Source organism: Shewanella sp. GXUN23E (assembly GCF_050865035.1).
In the GTDB taxonomy this organism is placed as follows: Bacteria; Pseudomonadota; Gammaproteobacteria; order Enterobacterales; family Shewanellaceae; genus Shewanella.
Genome location: NZ_JBOZWP010000023.1, coordinates 52,453 through 75,138, shown reverse-complemented (window position 1 = coordinate 75,138; position 22,686 = coordinate 52,453). Strand labels below are relative to the sequence as shown.

17 protein-coding genes are annotated in these 22,686 nt (G+C 52.2%); 9 read left to right on the top strand and 8 right to left on the bottom strand.

Features of this window, described 5'->3' with window-relative positions:
- Nucleotides 1–438: 438 nt before the first annotated feature.
- Nucleotides 439–4,344 (top strand): Ig-like domain-containing protein, encoded by a 3,906-nt coding sequence (locus ACRRUX_RS17200; RefSeq protein WP_432532587.1) that lies wholly within the window; start codon nucleotides 439–441, stop codon nucleotides 4,342–4,344.
- 707 nt (nucleotides 4,345–5,051) lie between these two features.
- The gene (locus ACRRUX_RS17195) at nucleotides 5,052–5,969 is read left to right on the top strand and encodes a zinc metalloprotease (protein WP_432532585.1); all 918 of its coding nucleotides are present in this window, start codon (nucleotides 5,052–5,054) and stop codon (nucleotides 5,967–5,969) included.
- A 109-nt stretch (nucleotides 5,970–6,078) separates the two neighbouring features.
- On the opposite strand, the gene phaC is transcribed toward ACRRUX_RS17195, so the two are convergent.
- The 5 genes from phaC to ACRRUX_RS17170 form a co-directional block, all read right to left on the bottom strand.
- Nucleotides 6,079–7,854 (bottom strand): class I poly(R)-hydroxyalkanoic acid synthase, encoded by a 1,776-nt coding sequence (gene phaC, locus ACRRUX_RS17190; RefSeq protein WP_432532583.1) that lies wholly within the window; start codon nucleotides 7,852–7,854, stop codon nucleotides 6,079–6,081.
- Between the two features lie 52 nt (nucleotides 7,855–7,906).
- Nucleotides 7,907–8,254 (bottom strand): phasin family protein, encoded by a 348-nt coding sequence (locus tag ACRRUX_RS17185; protein ID WP_432532581.1) that lies wholly within the window; start codon nucleotides 8,252–8,254, stop codon nucleotides 7,907–7,909.
- Nucleotides 8,255–8,296: 42 nt separating this feature from the next.
- Nucleotides 8,297–9,502 carry an acetyl-CoA C-acetyltransferase gene (locus ACRRUX_RS17180; RefSeq protein WP_432532579.1) on the bottom strand — a complete coding sequence of 402 codons (1,206 nt, stop codon included), beginning with the start codon at nucleotides 9,500–9,502 and terminating at the stop codon, nucleotides 8,297–8,299.
- Nucleotides 9,503–9,518: 16 nt separating this feature from the next.
- Nucleotides 9,519–10,259, bottom strand: a complete 741-nt coding sequence (locus tag ACRRUX_RS17175; RefSeq protein ID WP_432532577.1) for an SDR family oxidoreductase — start codon at nucleotides 10,257–10,259, stop codon at nucleotides 9,519–9,521.
- Between the two features lie 335 nt (nucleotides 10,260–10,594).
- Nucleotides 10,595–11,314 carry an SGNH/GDSL hydrolase family protein gene (locus ACRRUX_RS17170; protein ID WP_432532575.1) on the bottom strand — a complete coding sequence of 240 codons (720 nt, stop codon included), beginning with the start codon at nucleotides 11,312–11,314 and terminating at the stop codon, nucleotides 10,595–10,597.
- Nucleotides 11,315–11,522: 208 nt separating this feature from the next.
- Here ACRRUX_RS17170 and ACRRUX_RS17165 point away from each other — a divergent pair, with 208 nt between their 5' ends.
- Complete coding sequence (locus tag ACRRUX_RS17165; RefSeq protein ID WP_432532573.1) at nucleotides 11,523–13,004, top strand: DEAD/DEAH box helicase; 1,482 nt, start codon at nucleotides 11,523–11,525, stop codon at nucleotides 13,002–13,004.
- Nucleotides 13,005–13,060: 56 nt separating this feature from the next.
- Here the strand turns inward: ACRRUX_RS17165 and ACRRUX_RS17160 are convergent, their stop codons facing one another.
- Nucleotides 13,061–14,230 (bottom strand): porin, encoded by a 1,170-nt coding sequence (locus ACRRUX_RS17160; RefSeq protein ID WP_432532571.1) that lies wholly within the window; start codon nucleotides 14,228–14,230, stop codon nucleotides 13,061–13,063.
- 959 nt (nucleotides 14,231–15,189) lie between these two features.
- On the opposite strand from ACRRUX_RS17160, the gene ACRRUX_RS17155 reads away from it, so the two are divergent.
- The 5 genes from ACRRUX_RS17155 to ACRRUX_RS17135 all read left to right on the top strand — a co-directional run bounded on the left by ACRRUX_RS17155 (nucleotide 15,190) and on the right by ACRRUX_RS17135 (nucleotide 18,043).
- A complete protein-coding gene (locus ACRRUX_RS17155; protein WP_432532569.1) occupies nucleotides 15,190–15,507 on the top strand; it encodes a c-type cytochrome in 318 nt (105 codons plus the stop codon).
- A 2-nt stretch (nucleotides 15,508–15,509) separates the two neighbouring features.
- Nucleotides 15,510–16,736 carry a sulfite oxidase gene (locus ACRRUX_RS17150; protein WP_432532567.1) on the top strand — a complete coding sequence of 409 codons (1,227 nt, stop codon included), beginning with the start codon at nucleotides 15,510–15,512 and terminating at the stop codon, nucleotides 16,734–16,736.
- Nucleotides 16,736–17,104 (top strand): cytochrome C, encoded by a 369-nt coding sequence (locus ACRRUX_RS17145; RefSeq protein WP_432532565.1) that lies wholly within the window; start codon nucleotides 16,736–16,738, stop codon nucleotides 17,102–17,104. The genes ACRRUX_RS17150 and ACRRUX_RS17145 overlap by 1 nt, the downstream gene beginning before the upstream one ends.
- Nucleotides 17,105–17,118: 14 nt before the next feature.
- Nucleotides 17,119–17,514, top strand: coding sequence for a c-type cytochrome (locus ACRRUX_RS17140; RefSeq protein ID WP_432532563.1), 396 nt, complete (start codon nucleotides 17,119–17,121; stop codon nucleotides 17,512–17,514).
- 355 nt (nucleotides 17,515–17,869) lie between these two features.
- Nucleotides 17,870–18,043: a hypothetical protein gene (locus ACRRUX_RS17135; protein WP_432532561.1), complete on the top strand. Its 174-nt coding sequence runs from the start codon at nucleotides 17,870–17,872 to the stop codon at nucleotides 18,041–18,043.
- Between the two features lie 277 nt (nucleotides 18,044–18,320).
- On the opposite strand, the gene ACRRUX_RS17130 is transcribed toward ACRRUX_RS17135, so the two are convergent.
- The gene (locus tag ACRRUX_RS17130) at nucleotides 18,321–18,833 is read right to left on the bottom strand and encodes a glycine zipper 2TM domain-containing protein (RefSeq protein WP_432532559.1); all 513 of its coding nucleotides are present in this window, start codon (nucleotides 18,831–18,833) and stop codon (nucleotides 18,321–18,323) included.
- 718 nt (nucleotides 18,834–19,551) lie between these two features.
- Here ACRRUX_RS17130 and ACRRUX_RS17125 point away from each other — a divergent pair.
- Nucleotides 19,552–21,537 carry a methyl-accepting chemotaxis protein gene (locus ACRRUX_RS17125; protein ID WP_432532557.1) on the top strand — a complete coding sequence of 662 codons (1,986 nt, stop codon included), beginning with the start codon at nucleotides 19,552–19,554 and terminating at the stop codon, nucleotides 21,535–21,537.
- A 67-nt stretch (nucleotides 21,538–21,604) separates the two neighbouring features.
- Here the strand turns inward: ACRRUX_RS17125 and ACRRUX_RS17120 are convergent, their stop codons facing one another.
- Nucleotides 21,605–22,612 carry a D-alanine--D-alanine ligase gene (locus ACRRUX_RS17120; RefSeq protein WP_432532555.1) on the bottom strand — a complete coding sequence of 336 codons (1,008 nt, stop codon included), beginning with the start codon at nucleotides 22,610–22,612 and terminating at the stop codon, nucleotides 21,605–21,607.
- Nucleotides 22,613–22,686 lie beyond the last annotated feature (74 nt).

Below are 22,686 nucleotides of genomic sequence, written 5' to 3'. Positions count from 1 at the left end.
CTTGTTGGCGTGTGTCGTGTGTTTTTGCCCTGTGGTTGGTCGTTTGTATCCCGGTTTTATTTATAAAATTCAGTATGATAAATCCTGGCTTTTAGCGTGGTAACAAGAATTTTTCGATACATTCAGTCACGCCTGTGGGTGGAGTTTTTAAGCCTGTAATTCAGCTATGTCTAATCGTTCATCCCTTGGCCGTTTGAGCGCTATGTCACCAAAATTCATTGGAGCAGGAGAATTTTTTTGTGACAGACTGCGCGCCGCTATACCGGGCGGGGTAAGCCCGGCGTTTTTGTTAACAACTCACGCCGAACATTTCTTCCCAAGCCGACAGCAGGTTTATTTTTTGTGCTGAGTGGTCGCCCCTATCACATGAGCTTTGGTTAGTTAACATACTGATCGGGCGAATAAGATCTATAAAAGCTCCCGAGGAGAAATGATTCGATGAGACAAGTATTCAAGTTTTCATTGCTGGCTGCATCCTGCTCGTTGGCAATGCAGGCCCAGGCGGCGATGGACTGCTCAGGTATTCCTGAATGGGATAAATCCGTCGCTTATAACGGCGGCACTCTGGTGAAAAATGACAACCTTGTCTACAAGGCCAGCTGGTGGACTCAGGGTAATCACCCGGCCAGTCACAGTGGCGATTATATGGAGTGGACCCGCATCGACATGTGTGGTGATGGCGGTCCAACTGAGCCGGAACTGCCCAACAAGGCGCCAACAGTGAGCTTTGCTGCGCCGGCCAACGGCAGCGAGTATACCGTCGGTGAGCGCGTGGCGATCCGCGTTAATGCCGCCGATGCAGATGGCGAGATTGCCTCTGTGGTGGTGACTGTGGATGGTCAGGCGATTGCCAACCTGTCGCGGGCACCATTTGACACCTATTGGATTGCCACTGAAGGGCAAAAGCAGATCCAGGTGATTGCCACCGATGATGACGGCGCCACCGCGTCTGCCGCAATCACAGTATCCGTTAAGGGCGAGGTCACTGAGCCTGAACCTGAGCCGGGTGATGTTATTCCATTTATTCCGGGTCAGACTCAGGTTAATAATGGTGATGTCGTATCATTTGATGGTCAGTGTTTTATCGCTAAAAACAATCCCGGCGTTTGGGAAACTCCAACGGCTGACTCCTGGTTTTGGGATGTCACCGAGTGTCCAGGGGAGCCTGGTGAGCCCCAGCCAACAGAGTTATCTATTCTGTCACCCGTGTCAGGTCAGGTGCTGAAAACCAATATCGCCACCATTATCCAGGCAAAGATCGAGGGTGAGCTTGCTGCCAGAGTCGAGTTTTGGGTTAACAACCAAAAACTGTCCCAGCAAGTGATTAGCCAAAGCCAAACCCTGTATTCCCAAAGCTGGACGCCTGTTGGTGAAGGCAGCGCCAGCATTGAAGTAATCGTATTCGATGCGAAAAATCAGAAAATCGAGCAAAAGTCGGTTGCGGTAACGGTAGAAAAGGACACAGAAGAGGATTTCGTGGCGCCTGTTGTGCGCTTCATTGCCCCTGCCAATGGGACAAGTGTTAACACCAATGAGACTGTCTCCATTGCTGTTAATGCCACAGATGCCGATGAAGACCTGACCCAACTGATCGTTAACGCAAACAACAGTCAGATTTGTTCATTTGATGCCACAGGCTCTGCCACCTATATCTGTGATTGGCAGCCGACTCAGGAAGGGGCAGTCACGCTTCAGGCCGTTGCCACGGATGCACAAGGCCTGATTGCAAGTCAGAGTGTGAGCATCACAGTAGAGGCGGAAGAGGAATTTACCGCTCCTGTTGTGGCCTTCCTGTCGCCAGTCGCAGGTGCAAGTTTTAACCAAACCGAAACGGTAGCCGTTGCGGTGAACGCAACCGATGTTGACGACGACTTAACGAAGGTTGTGATTAACGCCAACAACCAGCAAATTTGTGCATTTGACACCACCCAAAACCAGGCGTTTACCTGTAACTGGCAGCCGACTCAGCTGGGTAATATTACCCTGGACGCCATCGCGACAGATGCTGAAGGCCTGAGTGCAAGTGTTAGCCGTAACATTACCATTGAGGAAGACATAGTTGAGCCACCCGTCACGCCACCTGGCGGACTCTGTGCAGACTTCAATGTCTACCCTGACTGGACCCGTGGCGATCACGCAACCGGTGGTGACGTTATGGTACATAACAACATCGCTTATTCGGCAATCTACTGGACACAATCGGTTCCGGGCAGTGATGCTTCCTGGGCACTGCACTTAAACTGTGACGGCACAGAGCCGGGCACTGCGCCACTCTTGTCGCTGCAAAATCCGATGGATCCTATCCGTCTGGAAGTTGCCGGTTGGCCAAATACCTTTGTGGTGGCGAGCCCGTCAACCAATGCACCAGCCAGGGTGAATATCACCACAGGCAACACTGATGCACTGGCCGATATCAATGCACTGACTGACTCGTTTGTTACTGTGATGAGGCAGGCGGAACAAGCGGGCAAGGTGTCTGTTATTATCAGCAGTGATGTGCTGGATAACGCGACTGCAGACAAAGGCGCATCATTGGGCACTATCGCGGTTAAGCAAGCTTTGTTAAATGCGGTCGATGCAACCGGTAACCGAATCGATATCGATGCAATCAATGCGCTGAGCGACGATCTGAAGGGCTGGGCGCAAGCGCACCAGCTGATCATTGCGACCCTGGCACCCCAGGCGACCTTTGGTTGGTCATTGAGTATTGGCGAATTTGCTTACGATACCCATTCCGGTCGTCAGTCGGTGTGGGACAAAGCCTCGGTATTCAGCGCCGATTTGCTCGATACACTGGCGCTCTATAAGGCCGATGCAGCAATCAAAGCCGATTTCGTGGTCTTCACCAAGTCTGGCAGTACACCGGCTCTGTCAGATGACCAGTGGCACAATGCCCTTGAGTACGTAAAACAGGTCACAGACTATGTTAAGGCACCTGCCATGTTGGCGGGCATGCCAACTGCGCAAGCGGCTGACTATTTCATGGGGACTGAGTCAAGCAAAGCACAAATCCGTAAAGCGGCTTACAGCAACGTATTTGCGCTGATATTTGATCAGGATTCCGAAGCGTTGACACAAAAAATTGAGCGTTACCAAACTGCCAAAATGCCTTTGTACTATGTGGGTGACACCACAGAAAACGGCAAACTCACCATCATTGACGCATTGAATGACCAGCTGGCCAATGCCGAAGAGGTGATGAACAACACCGCATTCTTGTATGAAACACCAGAGTCACAATGGGTGCCATCTACTGTTTATAAGTGGGCAGACTTTATGACAGGTCTGAATGCCATGCATAACGTGGGTGTTGCAGGTAATAAGTTCTGGTTGCTTGATGAAAATGCAGACGATGCCACCAACATCAAATATGCCAAAGTCGCTATTGCCGCTTTCTTAGCACAGAGCATGCAGGAAACCATTCGTTACAATGCCTGTGACGAGAATAACTGGGCCGAAATTAAGTATGGTGCGCCGACTGACTACCCAATGACGGCCAGCTGTGGCCAGCTGGAACAGAAATACGCTGATTACGGTGTTAACCCGGAGTCGGGTCTGGATCACGCCTATTCCTGTCCACGTGACAGCAAGATGGAAGTCAGCGCGCAGACCCACGCCAAATGGTACGGTGCGCCAGCGCCAGTATTCGCAGCTCCTGATGCAGTGCTGCAGGAACGTGGTCTGTTAGTCAATGGTGCTGTAGGTCGCTGGACCAATAATGGTCACTGTAACGACATACCAACCGCTGTTGATACTTCTAAGCAGGTGTGGGAACGTGACGATTGTAAGACTTACGTTGGCCAAAAAGCCGGTAAGTTCATTTGGGATGGCAGCAGCCAGGACACAGTGGAAGGTTGTGGCTGGTGGGGCCGTGGTGTGATTCAAACCACAGGTCGTCAAAACTTCGGTACCCTGAACCACTATTTAGGTCGTTCACACGTTGACCCTGCAACCATTGGCCAAACCATTGATGGCGTCACCGTTGAAGCGCCACCGGCAAACCCGCTGTATGCTGAGCTGGACTTCTGTTCAAACCCAGGCCTTATTTGTAGCTCTGAAGAGAACAAAGAGATCAAGTGGATTGCGGGTCTGTTCTACTGGGTAACCTCAGTACAGGCATACGATAATGCAGGCGGCCAATACGCTGACTGGAACTACTACACAGAACTGAAAAAGTACGTTGATGGTGGTTTGCAGGGATCGGCGTTCATTGATGATGTATCAGGCATTGTGAACCGCGGTTGTCCGGACTTAACCTGTTCAACAGGTGAAGTACACAACGTCAAAGAACGTCGTGCCAACTTCAAGTTAGTACTGGAGCAACTGGGTCTAGATCCCAAATAATGGGTGAGAGCAGTATTCTGCTCGTCAAATCAATGATCTGACCATAAAACCAGTCGGTGTAAACCGACTGGTTTTTTTATTGCCCAACAATACCGGGCACTAAGATGAACTGGGGCACCAAGATGACTGTTTTATCTGGATTATCATTCAGTGCTATCCCACTGTTCCAGTAAGGGCGATAAAAACTTCATCATCAGATACCGCTTTTCAATCTGCAGCAAGGTGTGCTCAGTCAACTGAGCCACAGCATTTAAGGCGGCGTGATGTCAGTCCATTATTAAGGTCAAATGAGCGCTTCGGCGCTCTTTTCCGTTGTGAGTTACGTGACTTTTGCCTGGTGACTTTCACTGACGTCAGGCTGTGTTTTTCGTACTTTGCCATTACCTGCACAGTGAGGGAATTCCCCTTGATAAGCAGGCATAGCCAGCACTAAAACGCAACCGAACAATGCCCGCGAAAATGTACTATCAGATTGATTCTTTTCAATTACTTAAATGATCTGCGCCGGCCATTGCATCACAGAAGCAAGTTGGTTAGGTTAGCGAAACATCATGCAGCTTTTATTGGGATCAAGGCTGCGCAGTCGGTGTCTCCATGATTGAGTGGAATGCCCTGCGCGTTGATATTGTCAATAACAACCCTGAATGACAGGGGGCATGCGATCTACAGGCTCACTCAGTCACGATTATCCGTTCACAGGAGCCTAAATGATGAAAAACCTATTCACCGTATCTGCCATAGTAACGGCTTTCGGGCTGCTTGCCGTGGCCCAACCGACTCTGGCCAACAATGGTCAGGGGGCGGATCACGCCAATCCCAATGCCCGCTTTTTACGTTGTGGTACCCGCAATCCCACGTCGCAGGAAGCCGATCTGATTGAACGCCATTTCCAGACGATGAAAGCAGCCAAAGGCAAGCCAGGCGGCGGTGGTGGTGGCTATCAACCCCGTCCCAACGGTTCTGTGGTGGTGGATGTGTATATGCATGTGATCACCGACACCAGTGGCAACGGCAGCCTGTCTGCCGGTGATATCAATGCCCAGATCAATGTGCTCAATGATGCCTACGCCAATACGCCCTTTACCTTCAGACTGGTGTCCACGGATTACACCGCCAACAACAGCTGGTATACCGCCACCAATGGCTCCACCGCCGAGAGTGCTATGAAGTCAGCACTGCGCCAGGGCGATGCGGGCGATCTGAACTTCTACACCAACAATATGGGCGGTGGATTGCTGGGCTGGGCGACTTTCCCCAGCAGCTATGCCTCCAACCCATTGGATGACGGTGTGGTGGTGCTGTACTCCAGCCTGCCAGGCGGCACATCAGCACCTTACAACGAAGGCGATACCGGTACCCATGAAGTAGGGCACTGGCTGGGCCTCTACCATACCTTCCAGGGTGGCTGTAATGGCAATGGTGATTATGTTGCCGATACTCCGGCAGAGCGCAGTCCTGCTTATGGCTGTCCGGTGAACCGTGACTCCTGCTCGGGTAATCGTTATCCGGGGCTGGATCCCATCACCAACTTTATGGATTACACCGACGATTCCTGTATGTATGAGTTTTCACAGGGGCAGTCTGTGCGCGCCGATGAGCTGACTTTTACCTATCGCAATCTGTAGTCAAAGTGTATCGGGGATAACCTGCAGAACCTGGTGAGTTTATCAGGGACGCAAAGGAAAAAAACCGGGCCAAATGGCCCGGTTTATCTTTACCGCAAAGCGCAGCGTATCAGTCCGGCTTTACCGGTAGGGTTTGCAGTACATATTGCCCGGGGGCATCGGCCAGCGGCGGGTAGGTGTCGCTGCCCGGTGGCAGGGCGGCGATGTAATTACCCTGATTATGCTGCTCCAGCCAACCTTGCCAGTGAGTCCACCAGGAACCGTCGTGACGCTCAGCATCGGCATGCCACTCTTCTGCGGTTTGCGGCAGGTTGGGATTGAGCCAGTAGCCATATTTGTTTTTGGCCGGTGGATTGACAATACCGGCAATATGGCCCGATTCGCCCAGCACGAAGGTTTTGTTGCCGCCCAGATTCAGGGCGCCGCGATAGGTGCCCTGCCACAGCGCGATATGATCTTCGCGGGTAGAGATAAAATAACTGGGGACGCTGATCTTACTCAGATCTATGTAGACCCCCCCCACTTTTACACCGCGCTTATCGATGAGCTTATTGTTCAGGTACAGCTCGCGCAACAGGAAGTTGTGGGTATCGGCCGCCACATTGGTACTGTCACTGTTCCAGTAGAGCAGGTCAAAGTCCACCGGACTCTGGCCCTTGAGATAATTGTCTATGTAGTAGTTCCAGTACAGGCTGTTTTCCCGCAGCAGACTGAAGGTGACACTCAGGCTGCGACCATCCAGATAGCCTTTGGCGTTGTTCTGGGTTTCAATCGCGCCAATCACTGCGTCGTTGATATAGGCGCCGACTTCGCCGGGCTGGGAGAAATCCAGCAGGGTGGTAAAGAAGGTGGCGGTTTTGATGCGCGCCTTCATGCGCTTGGCGGCATAATAGGCCAGGGTCATGGCCAGCACTGTGCCGCCGATGCAGTAGCCGGCGGCATTGATCTGGTTTTGGCCGGTGATCTCTTCCACCACCCGCACGGCTTCTACCACGCCGTCAGTGACATAGTCGCCAAACTGGGTGTGGCGCTGCTCAAGGCCGGGATTGCGCCAGGACATGAGAAACACGCTGTGGCCCTGCTGCAGCAACCAGTTCACCAGTGAGTTTTCCGGCCGCAGATCCAGAATGTAATACTTGTTGATAAAGGGCGGCACGATCAGCATTGGCTCGGCCGCGACCTGCTCGGTTTGGGGCGAATATTGAATCAGCTCAAACAGTTCGTTGCGAAATACTACCTTGCCCTGGGTATTGGCGATCTCTTTGCCCAGGCGAAAGGCATTGTTGTTGGTCATGCGGATTTTCAGAATATCGGCGCTGGCATCCACATCTTCCTGCAGTTGCTGCAGGCCTTTGAGCAGGTTTTCGCCATTCTGCTCCAGCGTCATGCGCAGCAGCTCAGGGTTGCTCATCACAAAGTTGCTGGGGGACAGGGCATTGAGCATCTGTCTGGAGAAGAATCCCAGACGCTCCCGCGCTTTGATATCCAGGCCTTCCATGCTGTCGATTGCCTGCAGACAGGTGCTGCAGTACAGCAGGTAGGACTGCTTGATAAAACTGAACCAGGCCTCCTGTTGCCAGGCGGGATCGGCAAAACGCTTATCGCCTTTTTCCGGGGCCACCACGTCGTTTTTGTCGCCGGCCAGCACCAGTTGCTGCCAAATCTGTAATTGCGTTTCCCACCATTGGGTCTGCACGCCCAGCAGAATACCGGGTTGTTTGGTGGCGGATTCGAAGAAATTCAGGGTGTCTTCCAGATTGACCTCCTGCATCGCCCGGTTTACCGGTGAGTCCACCGTGGCATTTCCGCGATCCCAGTGTTGCCACCAATCCTGCTGGCTTTGCTGCATCGTCTTGAAATAGTCAGAAAAAAGGTGAGAAAACATGCTTAATCTCCCTGCATTAAAGGCCGCTCCCCGGGGGGGAGCGGCAATCCGGTTAAGCCGGGGTAGCGGCTTTGATATTGTCTGAAGTCAGTTGATCCACATCTTCCTTGAAGCTCTTGGCGATGTTCTGGATCTTGTTGCTGTCATCCATCAGCTGTTGGGACAGTTTGGTCAGGGTGGCCATCTGCTGACTGTTGAATACGGCCAGTGAGGTCACATCCTTGACTTCGCTGGCGGCTTTGAACTGCGCCAGACCCAGCTCGCTATAGGCTTTCATGGCATTCACCTGCATGGCAGTGACCTGCTCCACATGCTTGGCCATCAGCTGGTTGAACTTGTGGTAAGGTGCCAGTGATTTTTCTGCCTGCTCTGAAAACATCTTGAACATATCCGTGTACATGGTTTTGTCTCCGGTTATCGAAGGTTAGGGGATTTAATTGGTTTAACAGTTACGGATCAGCACGGCTGTGCCCATACCGCCACCCACACATAAAGATGCCACCCCGTACTGAGCGCCGCGACGCTTCAGCTCGTGCGTCAGGGTCACCAGAATGCGGTTGCCTGAGGCGCCCAGAGGATGGCCCAGCGCAATGGCACCGCCATTGACATTGGTTCGTTGCAGCAGTGCATCAACCGAGTCGCCATGCTGCGCTGCCAGTTGTTCAACCACGCCAAGCGCCTGGGCGGCAAAGGCTTCGTTGAGTTCCAGCAAATCAATTTCGGCCAGTTCCAGACCGGCTTTTTCCAGTACCAGAGAGACGGCACTGACCGGCCCCAGCCCCATGATGGCGGGGTCCAGGCCGGTCTGGGCGGTGACTATGACTTCAGCCAGCGGTGTCAGGCCGTATTGCTGCACCGCTTTGCCCGATGCCAGCACGATTGCCGAGGCACCATCGTTCAGACCCGAGGCATTACCGGCAGTGACTGAGCCTTGCTTGTCAAACGCAGGGCGCAGACTGGCCAGAGCTTCCTGGCTTGCATCGGTCTTGGGGTATTCGTCGCGATTGAACAGGCTGGTGCCACGTTTGTCGCTGATTTCCACCGCCACGGTTTCTGCATCAAATACCCCGGCTTCCAGCGCGGCAACGGCACGCTGCTGACTTTGCAGGGCGAAGGCATCCTGACGTTCGCGGCTGATCTCCAGCTGTCTGGCGATATTCTCGGCGGTGACCCCCATGTGGTATTGGTTATACACATCGGTTAGACCGTCGGACAGCAGCAGATCTTTGAGGCTGAAATCCCCCATTTTCTGCCCCTGACGCAGACTGGCCGGCGCCATAAAGGGGATTTGTGACATGTTTTCGGCGCCGGCGGCGATCACCACATTGGCCTCACCGGCGCGGATATGGGCAAAACCATCCATCACGGTTTTCATGCCGCTGCCACACACCATGTTCAGGCTGTAGGCGGGGATGGTGTTGGGCAGGCCGGCAAATAAAGAGGCCTGACGGCCCGGGCCCATACCCTGACCTGTGCCCATGACGTTACCCAGGATCACTTCATCGACAGCATCTGCAGCCAGACCTGACGCTGCCAGCGCGCCTTTGATGGCGCAGGCCCCCAGTTGGCCGACAGAGACAGATTTCAGTGACCCACCAAAATTTCCTATAGGCGTGCGCTTGGCCGCCACGATATAAACTCGTTCCATCTTGATCCTTCCCGGGTTACTGCATGTAGAGGCCGCCGTTAACCGACAGGGTTTCGCCTGTGATATAGGCGCCGGCATCACTGGCGAGGAAAGCCACGGCCTGCGCTATCTCTTCCGGCCTGGCCAGTCGTTTCATCGGTACGGTATCGACAATCGCATCCAGTACATCCTGGCGCATCGCCTGCACCATGGGAGTGCCTGTGTAGCCCGGTGCTACGACGTTGACGGTGACACCACAACGCGCGCCTTCGTAAGCCAGCGCCTTGGAAAAGCCAATCATGCCCGCTTTGGCTGCGCTGTAGTTGGTCTGACCAAACTGACCTTTCAGACCATTGACTGAGGAAATATTGATAATCCGGCCATTGCCTTTTTCACACATGCTGGCAAACAGCGGCTGAGTCACGTTGAACAGCGAATTGAGATTGGTATTGATAACGTCATGCCATTGGGCGGCCGTCATCTTTTTGAATGAGGTATCCCGGGTGATACCGGCATTGTTGACCAGCACATCGACTGTGCCATAGGTTTCCTGAAGCTGGGCCAGACGTTCATGGCAGGATGTGGTATCGGTAACATCCAGCTCGAACAGTGCGACCTGATTTGAGGTAAATCCCTTTTCATCAAACCATTGTTTGGCGCAGTCGTAATTGCCTGTGTAGTAGGTGGCAATAACTTTATAACCATCCTCAACCAGTCTTTCGGTGATCGCGGACCCAATGCCACCTTTGGCACCGGTAATGAGCGCGAGTTTTTGCATAGTGACTCCATTCGTTGACAACAAGCAAACTGATAAGATGTCTGCTGCTGCATCCGGAACTGCAAACTACACCGAATAACAGTCATCTTGACTAAAACCCGACAGGCACTACTCAAGGAGAGCCTGTCAGTGAAACCTTCCTGCAACTGAGCAAATTGCTGCGTTGTGTAGCAAGATGGTTTCAAACACCAGGGAACAGTTGAATCGAATAATATGATGATAATTTGACAAGAGTGATGAAGATCAAACTATTTCTCAAAATTCACCCGAAAGAATGATATAAATTAGTGGTTTACGTCAGCGTAATCTGCGTTTTTGTGTAGCCTTGTTGACGTTTACGGAAGGTGCTGCAGCTGGCGTGCGAGCGCCTGGCCCCATAGCTTGTAACCACGGGCATTGGGATGATAACCATCGGCGGCCATCCAATCGCCGGCTATGGGTAAATCCACCTCCAGCAAGGCCCAGCGATTTTGTTCACACAGGGCTTTAAGAGCCAAATGCAGCTGTCTGGCTCTGTGGCCCAAAAATTGATTAAGTGGTGCGGGCAGGGCGGGGAATCGCGACATATCAGGCACCTGAGTAAAACATACCTTGGTGCTGATCCCGGCAAATTTGGCGACGCATTGACGCAAACTGTCCTGCCAGTCCTGCTCGGATGTCAGTTCAACCACGTCGTTGACCCCCAGGCTTATCAGCAGCACATCCGGATTGGTGACACTGGGAGCATGGCGGTTGATGTCTGCCACCGTGGCGCCGCTGTGACCCATAATCCAGCCCCTGGCGGTGATACCGTCCAGTTTCAGCGTTCTGATAATATTAGCGGTCAATCCCTGTCTCAGGTGGTTTACGCCAACACCGGCGACAGTACTTTCACCGACATGAAGAATATTGACTGTGTTGCAATTGGATGGCGTGTGGGATGATGCATCGACAATTGGCAGACCGGCAGCCGCGTTCAGTCGGGGAGTGTGTTTGCGCACCTGTTTGCCCTGCCAGAGGATCAGCGGCAGCAGGGGTAATTGGCTCCAGTGCATCAGTTTATGTATGGCTTTCATCGACGGACATTCCTTGAGTCACTCCCGCAAAGGGATAAGATAGGTCACGGGTTATATTGTGGGTGAAAGTTTGCCGCTTGGTGACAATCAGCGAACTTCATCAATTTGTCACAGGCTTATTCCTTACTGGCTTTGATTCGTGGATGAATAGCGATAGAATGCGCGCCCATCCTGAGGCTTGCGCCCCGTATACTGAATTGGATTTGCTATGTCATTTACCCGTCTGGGATTAGCTCCCGCCATCGTTTCTGCACTGGAATCGCTGAACTATCAGCAGCCAACTGAGATCCAGCAAAAGGCGATCCCTGTTGCGTTGAGCGGCCGCAACCTGCTGGCGGCGGCCCAAACTGGTACAGGCAAAACCGCTGCATTTGGCTTGCCGCTGATTGAGCGTTTAAGCCATGGCAAAACCGAGCGTAAAAAGCGGGTGAGGGCAGTTATTCTGGCACCAACCCGGGAGCTGGTGTTGCAGGTGGCTGACAATCTGACCGCCTATGCCGCGGGTCTGCCGCTGACTGTGCTGGCCATGTATGGCGGCGTGGACATGCAGGCGCAAAAACAGGCGTTGATCGACGGTGTTGATATCCTGGTCGCCACGCCAGGTCGTCTGAAAGACATGTACCATCAACGCGCCGTGTACTTCGAGGAAATTCAGGTGCTGGTGCTGGATGAAGCCGACCGCATGCTGGATATGGGGTTTATCGAGGTCATCAATGATTTGATTACCCGTATGCCTGAGGACAGGCAGAATCTGCTATTTTCCGCGACGCTGTCCCCGAGAATTCGCGATCTGGCTAAAACGGCCGTCCCCAACCCGATTGAGATTGCCATCGCACCGCCCAGCAAAAAAGAGATTGCCCAGTGGCTGATCACTGTCGATAAGGACGCTAAATCGGCGCTGCTCAGTCACCTTATCCAGACACAGCAGTGGCAGCAGGCACTGATCTTTATCGAAACCAAGCACGGCGCGGCTAAACTGGTCAGCCAGCTGGAGAAGCGTGGCATTCGGGCAGAGGCATTTCACAGTGGCCGCAGTCAGGCGGTGCGCGAACAAGTATTGGCTGAGTTTAAAGAGGGCCGCCTTAAGTATCTGGTGGCTACCGGCGTTGGCGCTCGCGGGATTGATGTTGATAAGCTGGAACGGGTGGTGAACTATGATTTGCCGTTTCCGCCGGACGAATACATTCACCGGATCGGTCGTACCGGGCGCGCGGGGATGACAGGTGAAGCCGTGTCTTTACTGTCAAAGGATGATTTCAAGAATCTGTGTATGATTGAGAGTCGTCTTGGTCATTTGATTGAGCGGCGGGTGATTGAGGGATTTGAACCCAGAAAGCCAGTGCCTGTCTCCATTCTGAACTATCAGCCTAAATCCCGCCCGGACAAGCAGGATGGTCAGGCATCGCCCAAGGATGAAATCCGCGCTGGAGCTGACGCGCAATCGCAGGCTCGGCCGGTCGCTCGACGCTCATCTGGCAGCAATGATAAGCGTAAAGGCGATGACTCGCGGCCGACCAAATCTCATCGGGAGAATAGGACCGGTAAATTCGAATCGCCGCAAAGCCGCCGGGTAAAGGCTGAACATCCGGGCAACAGGAAAACCCACACTGAGAAGTCGGCACCGGCCAAGACAAACAGCACAGGTACGCCGGATCCCTGGGGGAAAGCCCGCAGCGGCAAGACAGATTAAATAAAGATGATAAAAAAACGGGAAGCACCAGGCTTCCCGTTTTCTTTTTGCACCGCTCAGAAGGTGTAGCGCAACCCTACGGCAACCGCATTGTTGTTGTCGGCCTTGACGCCATCAACCACATAGTCACTGTTGTCGATTTGTGCTTCGATATAGGCCAGTACCGCCGGATCCCAGAAATACACTGTGCCGATGACATAATATTCCTGGTTGGAATCTGTCACGGTCGAAGTGGTGAAACTGCCATTATTGGCGACAGGGAAACGGTAATCCGCCGTTGAGATCAGACCGTTGTAGGCGAAATAGGGCTGAATGCCATTGTCAAACAGGTAGGCAACAAAGGCTTCGACACCATAGGACTCAGGGATCAGATGCCCGTCTACATCTGTGTCATGGTATTTGTTGCGGTTGTAGTTGGCAGAGAAATACCAGCCTTCATCCGAGATGTTACCCCAGGTGATACTGCCGCCATAAATCTCATCATCGGCATCGATAGGGGAATTGTTGGTGGCATTAAAACCGCCAAATTTACCAAAGTTGGCACCAATGGCGACGCTTAACTTGTCGGTAATCGCGTAGGACAGCGATCCACCATAGGTATTGTCAAACGTCAGAGTGCTGCTGACGTTGTTATTACTGAAGGCGGTTACATCAATGGAGTTTTGCTGCAGTTGAGTCTGCAGCGACAAACTGAATTTACCTACAGTCAGGTTATATTGAATCGCTTTATCGGCACGGCCGGTACCGTCCAGACTACCCGAACCATCTATATTGTATTCGCCACCTGCAGCACCACCCCATACATAGGCGTTATCCGTACCACCAACGACGTTGTACCAGGAACCCCACTGCTTACCAAACGACAGGCTGCCGTATTTGTCGTGCTCCAGCCCGATATACGCCAAACGGCTGTAGAACAGATTACTCGTCTGAGAGGTGATCTGACTGTCGTTGTTGTACACCAAATCGGTATCACCGAAAGGTTCAATACCCCATTCCAGGGTACTGAAGGCACTCCAGCCATTGCTCAGTTTATGGGTGAAGTTGAAGTTGATTCTTGAGCTGCCATTGACCAGTTGCGTTTCACTGTCATTGTTCAGTGCGCGAACGCCAAGATAACCACCCAGCGTGGCATCAGTGGTGGCATTTTTATACAGTTCAATGGCTGAAACCGAAGGCGCTGTAAGGAGAACGGCAACAGCCGTAGCTAGCAGGGTTTTGTTCATCAGTACCTTTCCTCTCGTCATACTTGTGTTTACACACGGTTTCGCTATTTATTATCCGGACCATGGGATGATCAGAATATGCTGCAAACAACGATGGATGCCGGACAGCGTCATGGATTTGGCTGTGCCTGGCACGATACTTCACTAAGGTAATACAGCTGTGGCAATACTTCAGCATATTTGAAAATAATTATTTGTCCATTTGTGCCTGCCGGTGTTTCCCGACATCTTTTAAACCAAACTGCGCAGCTGTCCCCGGGTTAACGGGAAGGGCTGGCACTTATGGAACGTGGGGTGAGGCTACTTTTGGTCGCCTGAATGCCCCTACATGTTGCGTGGTTTATAGCAACGTGCTGACACAGTCACTTGGTTTTACAGTCATTCGCTTTGATGTTGAGCTGAACATGTCGTCTATTCCGGCTGCGGCTTTGGGCGTCTAAAAAACAATCAATGCAGGTGGTTTATTTATATTGGCGATTTAAGCGTGCTATTACCGGTTATTTATTAAGCTGTCTGAGCATTATTCGAAGTGATACATATTGCATTGCTTTTTGTTTCTCTGGTTCATTGTTTGGTGGTGTTTTCTGTTGTGTGTATTTTTAGAATTTTTTACCCATTTTCAGCTTTGTTATTGTGATTTAGTGCTTGTTTGGTATGGTTTTGTGCTTTCTGTCGAATAATGTTGTTGGTAATATAGTTTTTACTTAAGACGGCGAAGATGGACACATATCGTCGCTTATGTTGGCGGTAGCGGCTACCTGCTGTTTTCAAGTTTGCATCAATACGGGGGCTGGATTAACACGGGCCGACGTCATTGCCATGTATTTTCGCCGTGCGGGGGATACGCCAACGCGCTGCTATCTGTATCTATGTAAATACAGTAATGGTTAATGCAATAGCTATTAATACAGTAACTCTTACCGCCCTGATTAAAACCTGAATGAAGGTCTTTTATTTATATGAAAACAAGCATAAAACACTGGACGTTTATGTTGTCCACGGTGCTTTTCTGTGGCTCAACGCCAGTCCTTGCGCAACAAACAGATTTTCAAAATCTATTGAATATGTGTAAGGCCTGTCACGGAGATACAGGTGAAAGCCAATTCAGCTCAATTCCTAATTTGAAATATCAGAACGCAGATTATTTGAGCGCGCAGCTAAATGCATTTAAGTCCGGTCAACGGACAGATAAAACCATGACTAAAGTGGCCGCACTATTATCAGAACAAGATATGCAGAACATGGCCAAATATTTCAGCGAAGGGAAGGGACAATAATTATGGCAATCGATAGACGTGTATTTCTGAAGGGGGCGGTTGCATCTTCTGTAGCGGCCATGCTGCCAATCAACTGGGTATATGCTGCCAATCGTCCAGCCGGTGTGGCGCCATTGGATGTCAATGCGCTGACCTGGAAGCGTGCAGAGGACCTGCCGTCCTATTTTGAAATCCTCAATACGAATCCCATCAACGCCCAGCCTCCTGAATATATGCTGGATCCGGCAACCACACCGGCAGATGTAGCCTTTATTCGCTGGAATGGTCAATTGCCTGACTTTGCCAATATTGATCCCAAGAGCTGGACTTTCAAAGTTGATGGCGAATCTTGTAAAACACCCAAGAGCTACACCATTGACGAACTGAAATCCAAATTCAAGACCCACACCCTGAAGCTGACCATCGAGTGTGGTGGTAACAGCCGCAGTGAGTTTTTCCCCAATGCCAAAGGTAACCAGTGGACCAATGCTGCAGTATTCTGCGCCGAGTGGACCGGTGTGCTGGTGCGTGATGTGCTGAAAGACTGCGGTGTTAAGGATGATGCTGTGTATACCGGTCACCACGGTGCCGATCTACACCTGAGCGGTAAAGGGGAAGCGATTTCCCGCGGTGTGCCTATCAGTGCCGCATTGAATGATGATGCACTGATCGCCTGGGCCATGAATGGTGAGGACATTCCTTATATGCATGGTTACCCGCTGCGTATTGTATTTGGTGGTCGTCCCGGTTCGGTATCTCATAAGTCCGCTACCGGTATCAGCATCCGCAACAAGGTGCATGACGGCAAGAAGATGGAATCCCCGGCTTATCAGGTGCCTAAGTATCCGGTCGCACCGGGTGAGGAGGTCGCCAATAAAGATTTCAGGATTATCGAAGAGATGATAGTGAAATCCCTGATCACCCATCCCCAAACCGGTACCGAGGTCAAACTGGGCAAGACGCTGAATGTTCGCGGCCATGCATGGGCAGGCGTGCGTGATGTGACAGAGATGGAAATCAGCTATGACTATGGCGCTACCTGGCACCAGACTAAGTTGAGCAAACCGGCGAATAAAACCGCCTGGCAGCAGTGGGAAATCGATCTGGATCTGCCGATGGCCGGTTACTACGAAATCTGGGCCCGCGCCACTGACGACCAGGGAGTGACTCAGCCCGTCGTCCAGCCACAGTGGAACCCGAAAGGTTATCTGTTCAACGGTTGTCATCGCATTGCTGTGAGGGTTGTCTGATGAACAGGGCTGCAAAATGGATGTTTGCCGGCCTTGTGATGTCGCTGTCCGGTGTATCGGCTGCCGCTGAGTATCCCATTGATCCTGTGTCGGGGCTGATAATGGCGCCAGGTTGGGAAATGGTGAATTATCAGTGCAATGCCTGCCATACCAGCAGCATCATTCCGCAAAATGCCGGAGATCGTAAAGTCTGGCGGGATACCATTCAATGGATGGTTGATACTCAGGGGTTATGGGATTTGTCTGATACCTGGGATCCCGTGCTGGACTATCTCGCGACAAATTATGGCGAGAAGAAAGTCGATATGAGCAAATTCCGTCGACTGCCACTGCCTGCTGCGCAGCAACCCAAAATGCCATCCAACTGAGGCGAGGTCATCAGATGAAATTGAAACTTTCCGCCTGTTTATTGGCAAGTCTGCTGCTGTCCAATACAGTGCAGGCAACGGAGCACGAGCAGTTCAATCAGGCGCTGGCGAAGTTGAGTGCTGACATACCGGCTGGCATTCTCAACCATCAGGCTGATGCCACCAAGGGGCAGACGCTGGCTCAAAGTCGCTGTATCGCCTGTCATGGTGAGGGTATGCTCAAGGTGATGAAGTTGTATCCGTCGCTGGATGGTCAGAAGGGCGCCTATCTGGTCAAACAACTGATTGAATTCAAGGCCGGTAAACGGAGCAATCCAATTATGCAGGCGCAGGCAATGAGCCTGACCGAAGCGGATATCAAAGATGTTGCCCTGTATTACAGTCAGCAGCCACTGACATCTCTCAACTGAGTTTATTGTTTGCTGCAGCCGCCCGTGAAGGGCGGCTTTTTTTTGGAATGTCGCCACAAATATCATATCCACATAATAACCGCTTGTTTTCTATGGTTATTGCCGATTGTCTTGGCGATACGTCAGAAAAAACCAGATTAACCCTCTTAACTTAATGATCTCTCTTGAAAAAATATTTTTCCGGTGAATTTGACGGCATAGCAAAGCCGGTCTAGCTTTGATTTGACAGGTATTTTCTGAGTGCTGGTAAAAGGTACGCCGAAAGCTGTCGCAAGTGGTAAACAGGGATGCTTTTGATAACGGAAATTTGCCATGTCGATTGACCGGCGCCCGTTACATCAGGGAGAGAGCTTTAATGAAAACTGCGATTCGTTTCCTTATTATGACCGCCATGATCCTGGGCGCGTTAACCACCTTTTTGACCGGCAATATTCTTGGGGCCTGGTCACTGATATCCCTGGGGATCCTCAGTGAAGTGTTATTCAGACTGGGTATTGTCGATGGTGCTGGGCCCGACAGCAAACACTGAATCCTGCTCGCAACGGCGCTGTTTGCTGGAGGGTTTGTGGGTACTGGTATACCCCTGAGGTTTTATCTGCACGGTAAATCCCCCGGCGCAGCTCTGTGACCATTTTTTCATCAATAAATCAAACGACGCCATTCGCCTGATGCTGCCGAGACAATGACTGAGTGCATCCCTGCAGTGCTGGCGTCAAAAGCAATTTCCGGCCAATAAAAAGCCACTCCAAGGCGGCTTTTCCGGTACTGACTCAATGCCGATGTTATTCGGACGGCAAGCAGATCGCTCAGCGGACTGGTTGCTGAGCAGTATTGCCCTCATATTCATCAGCGGGAACCACTCTGGCACTGCCATTGAGCTGATAGATATCTACCCGTTCACCAACCCGGAACAAAATGTGTGGGTTAACCTGTTGCACAACCGCAATGGTTTGGCCGTTATCCAGCTGGATCACTATGTTCACGCCCTGACGTGTGCCGACCGCCTGTCCGGCTTCATTACCCACGATACCGCCCAGCAGACCTCCGCCAATGGCGGCAATATCTGAGCCGGTTCCACCACCAATATGGGAGCCAAGCAGAGCGCCAATGGCACCCCCGGCGATGGTCCCGACGGTAGAGGCATTTTCTCCCTCCAGCGAGACGGGAACCAGTTTGACTATGGTGCCGGTTTCCAGCGTCTGAATTTGTTGAGCGTCGGCCACGCTGTAGGCATCGCCATAAGGATTGGGGCCGGTAGCACAGGCGCTGAGACCGAGAGTGCTTAACAGGCTGATCACAAGGAGAGGCTTGGTATTCATGAAAGTTTCCATTTCCTGCGTTGAGTCAGGGGATTATAAAGTGAGGCCGGGGTTAAGTCGGTTGCATGAAGAGAATTTAAGACAGCGTTTATTCTGGACGATATTCGGGCCCATCTGCTGAGGGATATCAGGAGGGCATTCCTCAGCTCTGCATCCCGTTAAGGGAAATGTGTCGGCGGCTGTCAATTACACCCGAATATCCACATGTTGAGATACGCATGTTTGTCCGCGTCGGCAACAGTCAGCCCTGCGTTCATAGTTGTGCCAGTGACATGTCGGCCGGCTCCCGCGGCGACGGCGGTCTGCACCACGTCGCTGTTCGATCCGGTAGGCTCCTCCGGCATAGACAGTATCCAGGATCCCAGTATCTGTACCTGTGATGCTAGGGTTACCCGCTGTTTTGCGGTTCATGGCCAGGCCCCAAAAAGATAGCAGGTTACCACTATGAGCAACCTGGCTGGTCGCGGCAAGACACTGTGGTTGTATAAAACAAAGGGCTTATTCCTGCCGGATATTGCAATTCACTTCTTAAACAGGATGAAACACTGTTAAACAGTCGGTTGGTTCACACTATTTGGGCTGCAGGCGCTTTATTCCGTATGTTTTTGGGTCGCTATTTGCCTGATTGAAGCCTTCGGATTGCTCCGGCTGTCACAGTGCAGGAGCAATCGGAGTCATTGACGTGCCGTTTTCTCTGCCTTTGACGGATAGGAATCCCATGACGACCAAATCCAATATTCCGGCCTGGATAGCCAACCTGTCGCTTAACAAGCTGCTGCTGTTACCTGTGCTTATTACCCTGTTACTTTTCGGTCTGGTGGCCGCCAGTATTTATCTGGAGTTGAAGCAGGTCAGTATCAACAACAACCTGGTGGACAATACTGCCAACCGCACCGAGGCCGCCGCTGAGCTAGACAACAAATGGAACAATATCCGCACCTTAACGAGGGATATCCTGCGTGCTCAGGTAGCGGACATGCCAGCGATGATGCAGGAGCTGCAGGTCCGCTCTGCGGCGCTGAAAGAGCAGGCCAGACGCGATCTTATCGACAATCCCAATATGACCCAGGCCAGTCGTCAGGAATTGCAGACAGTATTGGCACTGATGGACAAGTATGTGGCAACCATGGATGGCAGTGTTGAATGTATCAATATGCTGGGCCACCGCTGGAGCAAGGAAACACCGTCTCTGTGGTATCCCCTGATGCAGATGGAGTCAGCGGTGATGGCTTATGTAACGCAAAATCCCGGACTGGATATCAGTCAGTGGCGTACCGATGCTGCCGAGCTGACCTCTCAGTTTGACTGGTACTATTCCAACCTGACACAAATCTATTTTATGCGGGACGCCGCCAATTATGATGAGCTGATGCGTCGCTACGCCAATGTTGGCAGTCTGCTGGCACCTTATCTGACGATCCCTGCGGTGCGCCAGTTCCATGACAAGGTTTATCTCGAATACGGCGCAACCAACAGAGAATTTTTGCAATATTCCCAAAGGCTTGAGCAATTGGCTGCCGAGCGGGCATCGTTGGCGCAGAATATCCGCGAACACCTGTTGTCGGTCATCGAACGCCATGCCGACGTTCGCGCAGACTTCAATGCCCAGACCGGTCACAGTATCGCCAGAGTCGTCAATATCCAGACCGGCTCCTGGGTGTTTGCGGCGGTACTGGCCGTTCTTTTCAGTCTGTATATTGCCCGCCATTTTGTGGCGGTGTTTGCGGTGCTGGGCAATTCTCTTGCAGGCATGGCTGCCAGAGACTTTACCCGTTTTACCGGCATTCAGGGCCGCAACGAACTGGGCAGGCTGGCTGCGGATGCCGATCAGACCATGAACGCCATCAATCGGGTTATCCGCAGTATTCAGGATCAGAGCGTGGAGGTGTCATCATCGGCAACCGAGTTGGCGGCGGTGATGGTGCAAAGCAGCGCCAATGCCGAGGAGCAGAGTTGTCAGGTCGATCAAATCGCCACCGCAGTGACCGAGATGTCGACCTCTGCCGGAATTGTGGCTGATTCGGCTCGGACCACTGAAGCGCGGGCCAATCTTGCGCTGGATGCCTGTCATGAAGGGCGCACCATAGTGCTGCACAACAATGAACGGGCCGATCAGCTGACGGCTGAGCTGAATGACACTGCTGTGGTGGTGGAAACGTTAAAGGACAGATGCCACAGCATCGCTGAGGTGGTGACTGTGATCAGCAATATCTCCGATCAGACCAATTTGCTGGCACTGAATGCCGCGATTGAAGCGGCCCGTGCCGGTGCCATGGGGCGGGGCTTTGCCGTGGTGGCCGATGAAGTGCGGGCGCTGGCGGCCAAAACCCAGAGTTCCACCGAGCATATCAAGCAGATCATCGGTGAACTGCAGGCCCGCTCAGATGATGCCCAGCACAGAGTGGTGGCCTGTCTGAGTCAGGTTGATGAAGTGCGCGACACGTCCCGTGAAGCGGTCAGCAAATTGGAGAGTATTCACAGCTCGGTATCCAACATCAACCAGAGTGCCACTGAAATGTCGGTGGCGGCTGAGCAGCAATCCCGGGCATCGGAAGAGATCAGTCAGTCCCTCAACGGCATCAAGGAAGCTATCAACCAGAATGTCTGTGGCATTGATGAGTCGAGTCAGGCCTCCAACTTCCTGTCTGAGCTGGCTGAGCGGCAAAGCGCTATGCTGGGCGAGTTTAAACTGCCAAAGGGTTGAGCTGACGGCCTGAGACCGACAAAAATCCAGCCAATTGGCTGGATTTTTTTATCCGGGCATTGGCGGCTTATTTGTGTTGCAGCTGTGCCATGATGTTTTGCTCCAGCATTCGGGCGAAATCATGGCCGTTGCCAATCAGCATTTTGGGGAACATGGAAATTGGCGTCATCCCAGGGAAGGTATTGATTTCATTGAGCAGAATTTCGTTATCCTGAGTCAGGAAGAAATCGATGCGCGACAGGTGACGCAGCTTCATGCCTTTGAAAGCCTTGATGGCGTAGCTGCGGATCTGCTCGGCAACGTCGGCAGGCAAATCGGGGGCGCGCACATGGGTGATCGCCTGGCTTTTGCTGTCGTACTTCTCTTCGAAACTGTAGAAGGTGTTGCTGGCGCAGACGATTTCACCGGGGAAACTGGCGACAATGTCACCGTCATATTCATAGGTGGCGACTTCCAGCTCACGGGCGATAATGGTTTTCTCCACAATCACATAGGGACTGAAGGTGAATGCTTCATTCAGCACCCGGGCAATGTCTTCAGCCTTATCGACTTTATAACAGCCCACCGACGAGCCCTGAGACGCGGCCTTGATAAACACCGATCCCCATTCTTCCAGTGCAACTTTGGTTTGCGCCTCAGCCAGCTCACCGGGTTCATCCAGAAACAGATAAGGCGTGTTGGGGATCCCCAGTGCGGAAAACCACATCTTGGCGGTGATCTTGTTGAAGCAGTTGACGCTGGCTTCGCCGTTGCAGCCAAAATAGGGCAGCTTAATCAAATCAAACCAGGACTGAATGTCACCGGTTTCGCCCGGGTAGCCATGAATGCAGGGCATCACATAATCCACCGCAAATGCCGCACGGCCATCGTCAAAAATCACTTGTTTATCGGCTTCAAAACGGGCGAAGCTGCCATCTTCCAGACGGTAGCGGCCATCAGCCATCAGCTCCAGCCACAGCACATTGAACTGGGGCAGGGACTGCAGATTGGTTTTCAGGTAGCTTGCCGACATCAGCGAGATGGCATGTTCACTGCCACCGCCGCCACAAAGCAAAAGCACATTGTATTGGGTCATCGTTTCTCCAGCATGCCGTGATGGCGCTGTAATGCAAATCACGCCAGTGTAGGGCGCGTGAACAGTGCAGGCAA

Excerpts from the sequence above, each read along its gene's own strand:
- ACRRUX_RS17145 (WP_432532565.1), top strand. The coding sequence starts at position 16,736 with ATGAACAGGGCTGCAAAATGGATGTTTGCCGGCCTTGTGATGTCGCTG.
- ACRRUX_RS17155 (WP_432532569.1), top strand. The coding sequence starts at position 15,190 with ATGAAAACAAGCATAAAACACTGGACGTTTATGTTGTCCACGGTGCTT.
- ACRRUX_RS17180 (WP_432532579.1), bottom strand. The coding sequence starts at position 9,502 with ATGGAACGAGTTTATATCGTGGCGGCCAAGCGCACGCCTATAGGAAAT.
- ACRRUX_RS17150 (WP_432532567.1), top strand. The coding sequence starts at position 15,510 with ATGGCAATCGATAGACGTGTATTTCTGAAGGGGGCGGTTGCATCTTCT.
- ACRRUX_RS17135 (WP_432532561.1), top strand. The coding sequence starts at position 17,870 with ATGAAAACTGCGATTCGTTTCCTTATTATGACCGCCATGATCCTGGGC.
- ACRRUX_RS17130 (WP_432532559.1), bottom strand. The coding sequence starts at position 18,833 with ATGAATACCAAGCCTCTCCTTGTGATCAGCCTGTTAAGCACTCTCGGT.
- ACRRUX_RS17160 (WP_432532571.1), bottom strand. The coding sequence starts at position 14,230 with ATGAACAAAACCCTGCTAGCTACGGCTGTTGCCGTTCTCCTTACAGCG.
- ACRRUX_RS17185 (WP_432532581.1), bottom strand. The coding sequence starts at position 8,254 with ATGTACACGGATATGTTCAAGATGTTTTCAGAGCAGGCAGAAAAATCA.
- ACRRUX_RS17125 (WP_432532557.1), top strand. The coding sequence starts at position 19,552 with ATGACGACCAAATCCAATATTCCGGCCTGGATAGCCAACCTGTCGCTT.
- ACRRUX_RS17140 (WP_432532563.1), top strand. The coding sequence starts at position 17,119 with ATGAAATTGAAACTTTCCGCCTGTTTATTGGCAAGTCTGCTGCTGTCC.
- ACRRUX_RS17200 (WP_432532587.1), top strand. The coding sequence starts at position 439 with ATGAGACAAGTATTCAAGTTTTCATTGCTGGCTGCATCCTGCTCGTTG.
- ACRRUX_RS17195 (WP_432532585.1), top strand. The coding sequence starts at position 5,052 with ATGATGAAAAACCTATTCACCGTATCTGCCATAGTAACGGCTTTCGGG.
- ACRRUX_RS17170 (WP_432532575.1), bottom strand. The coding sequence starts at position 11,314 with ATGAAAGCCATACATAAACTGATGCACTGGAGCCAATTACCCCTGCTG.
- phaC (WP_432532583.1), bottom strand. The coding sequence starts at position 7,854 with ATGTTTTCTCACCTTTTTTCTGACTATTTCAAGACGATGCAGCAAAGC.
- ACRRUX_RS17165 (WP_432532573.1), top strand. The coding sequence starts at position 11,523 with ATGTCATTTACCCGTCTGGGATTAGCTCCCGCCATCGTTTCTGCACTG.
- ACRRUX_RS17120 (WP_432532555.1), bottom strand. The coding sequence starts at position 22,612 with ATGACCCAATACAATGTGCTTTTGCTTTGTGGCGGCGGTGGCAGTGAA.
- ACRRUX_RS17175 (WP_432532577.1), bottom strand. The coding sequence starts at position 10,259 with ATGCAAAAACTCGCGCTCATTACCGGTGCCAAAGGTGGCATTGGGTCC.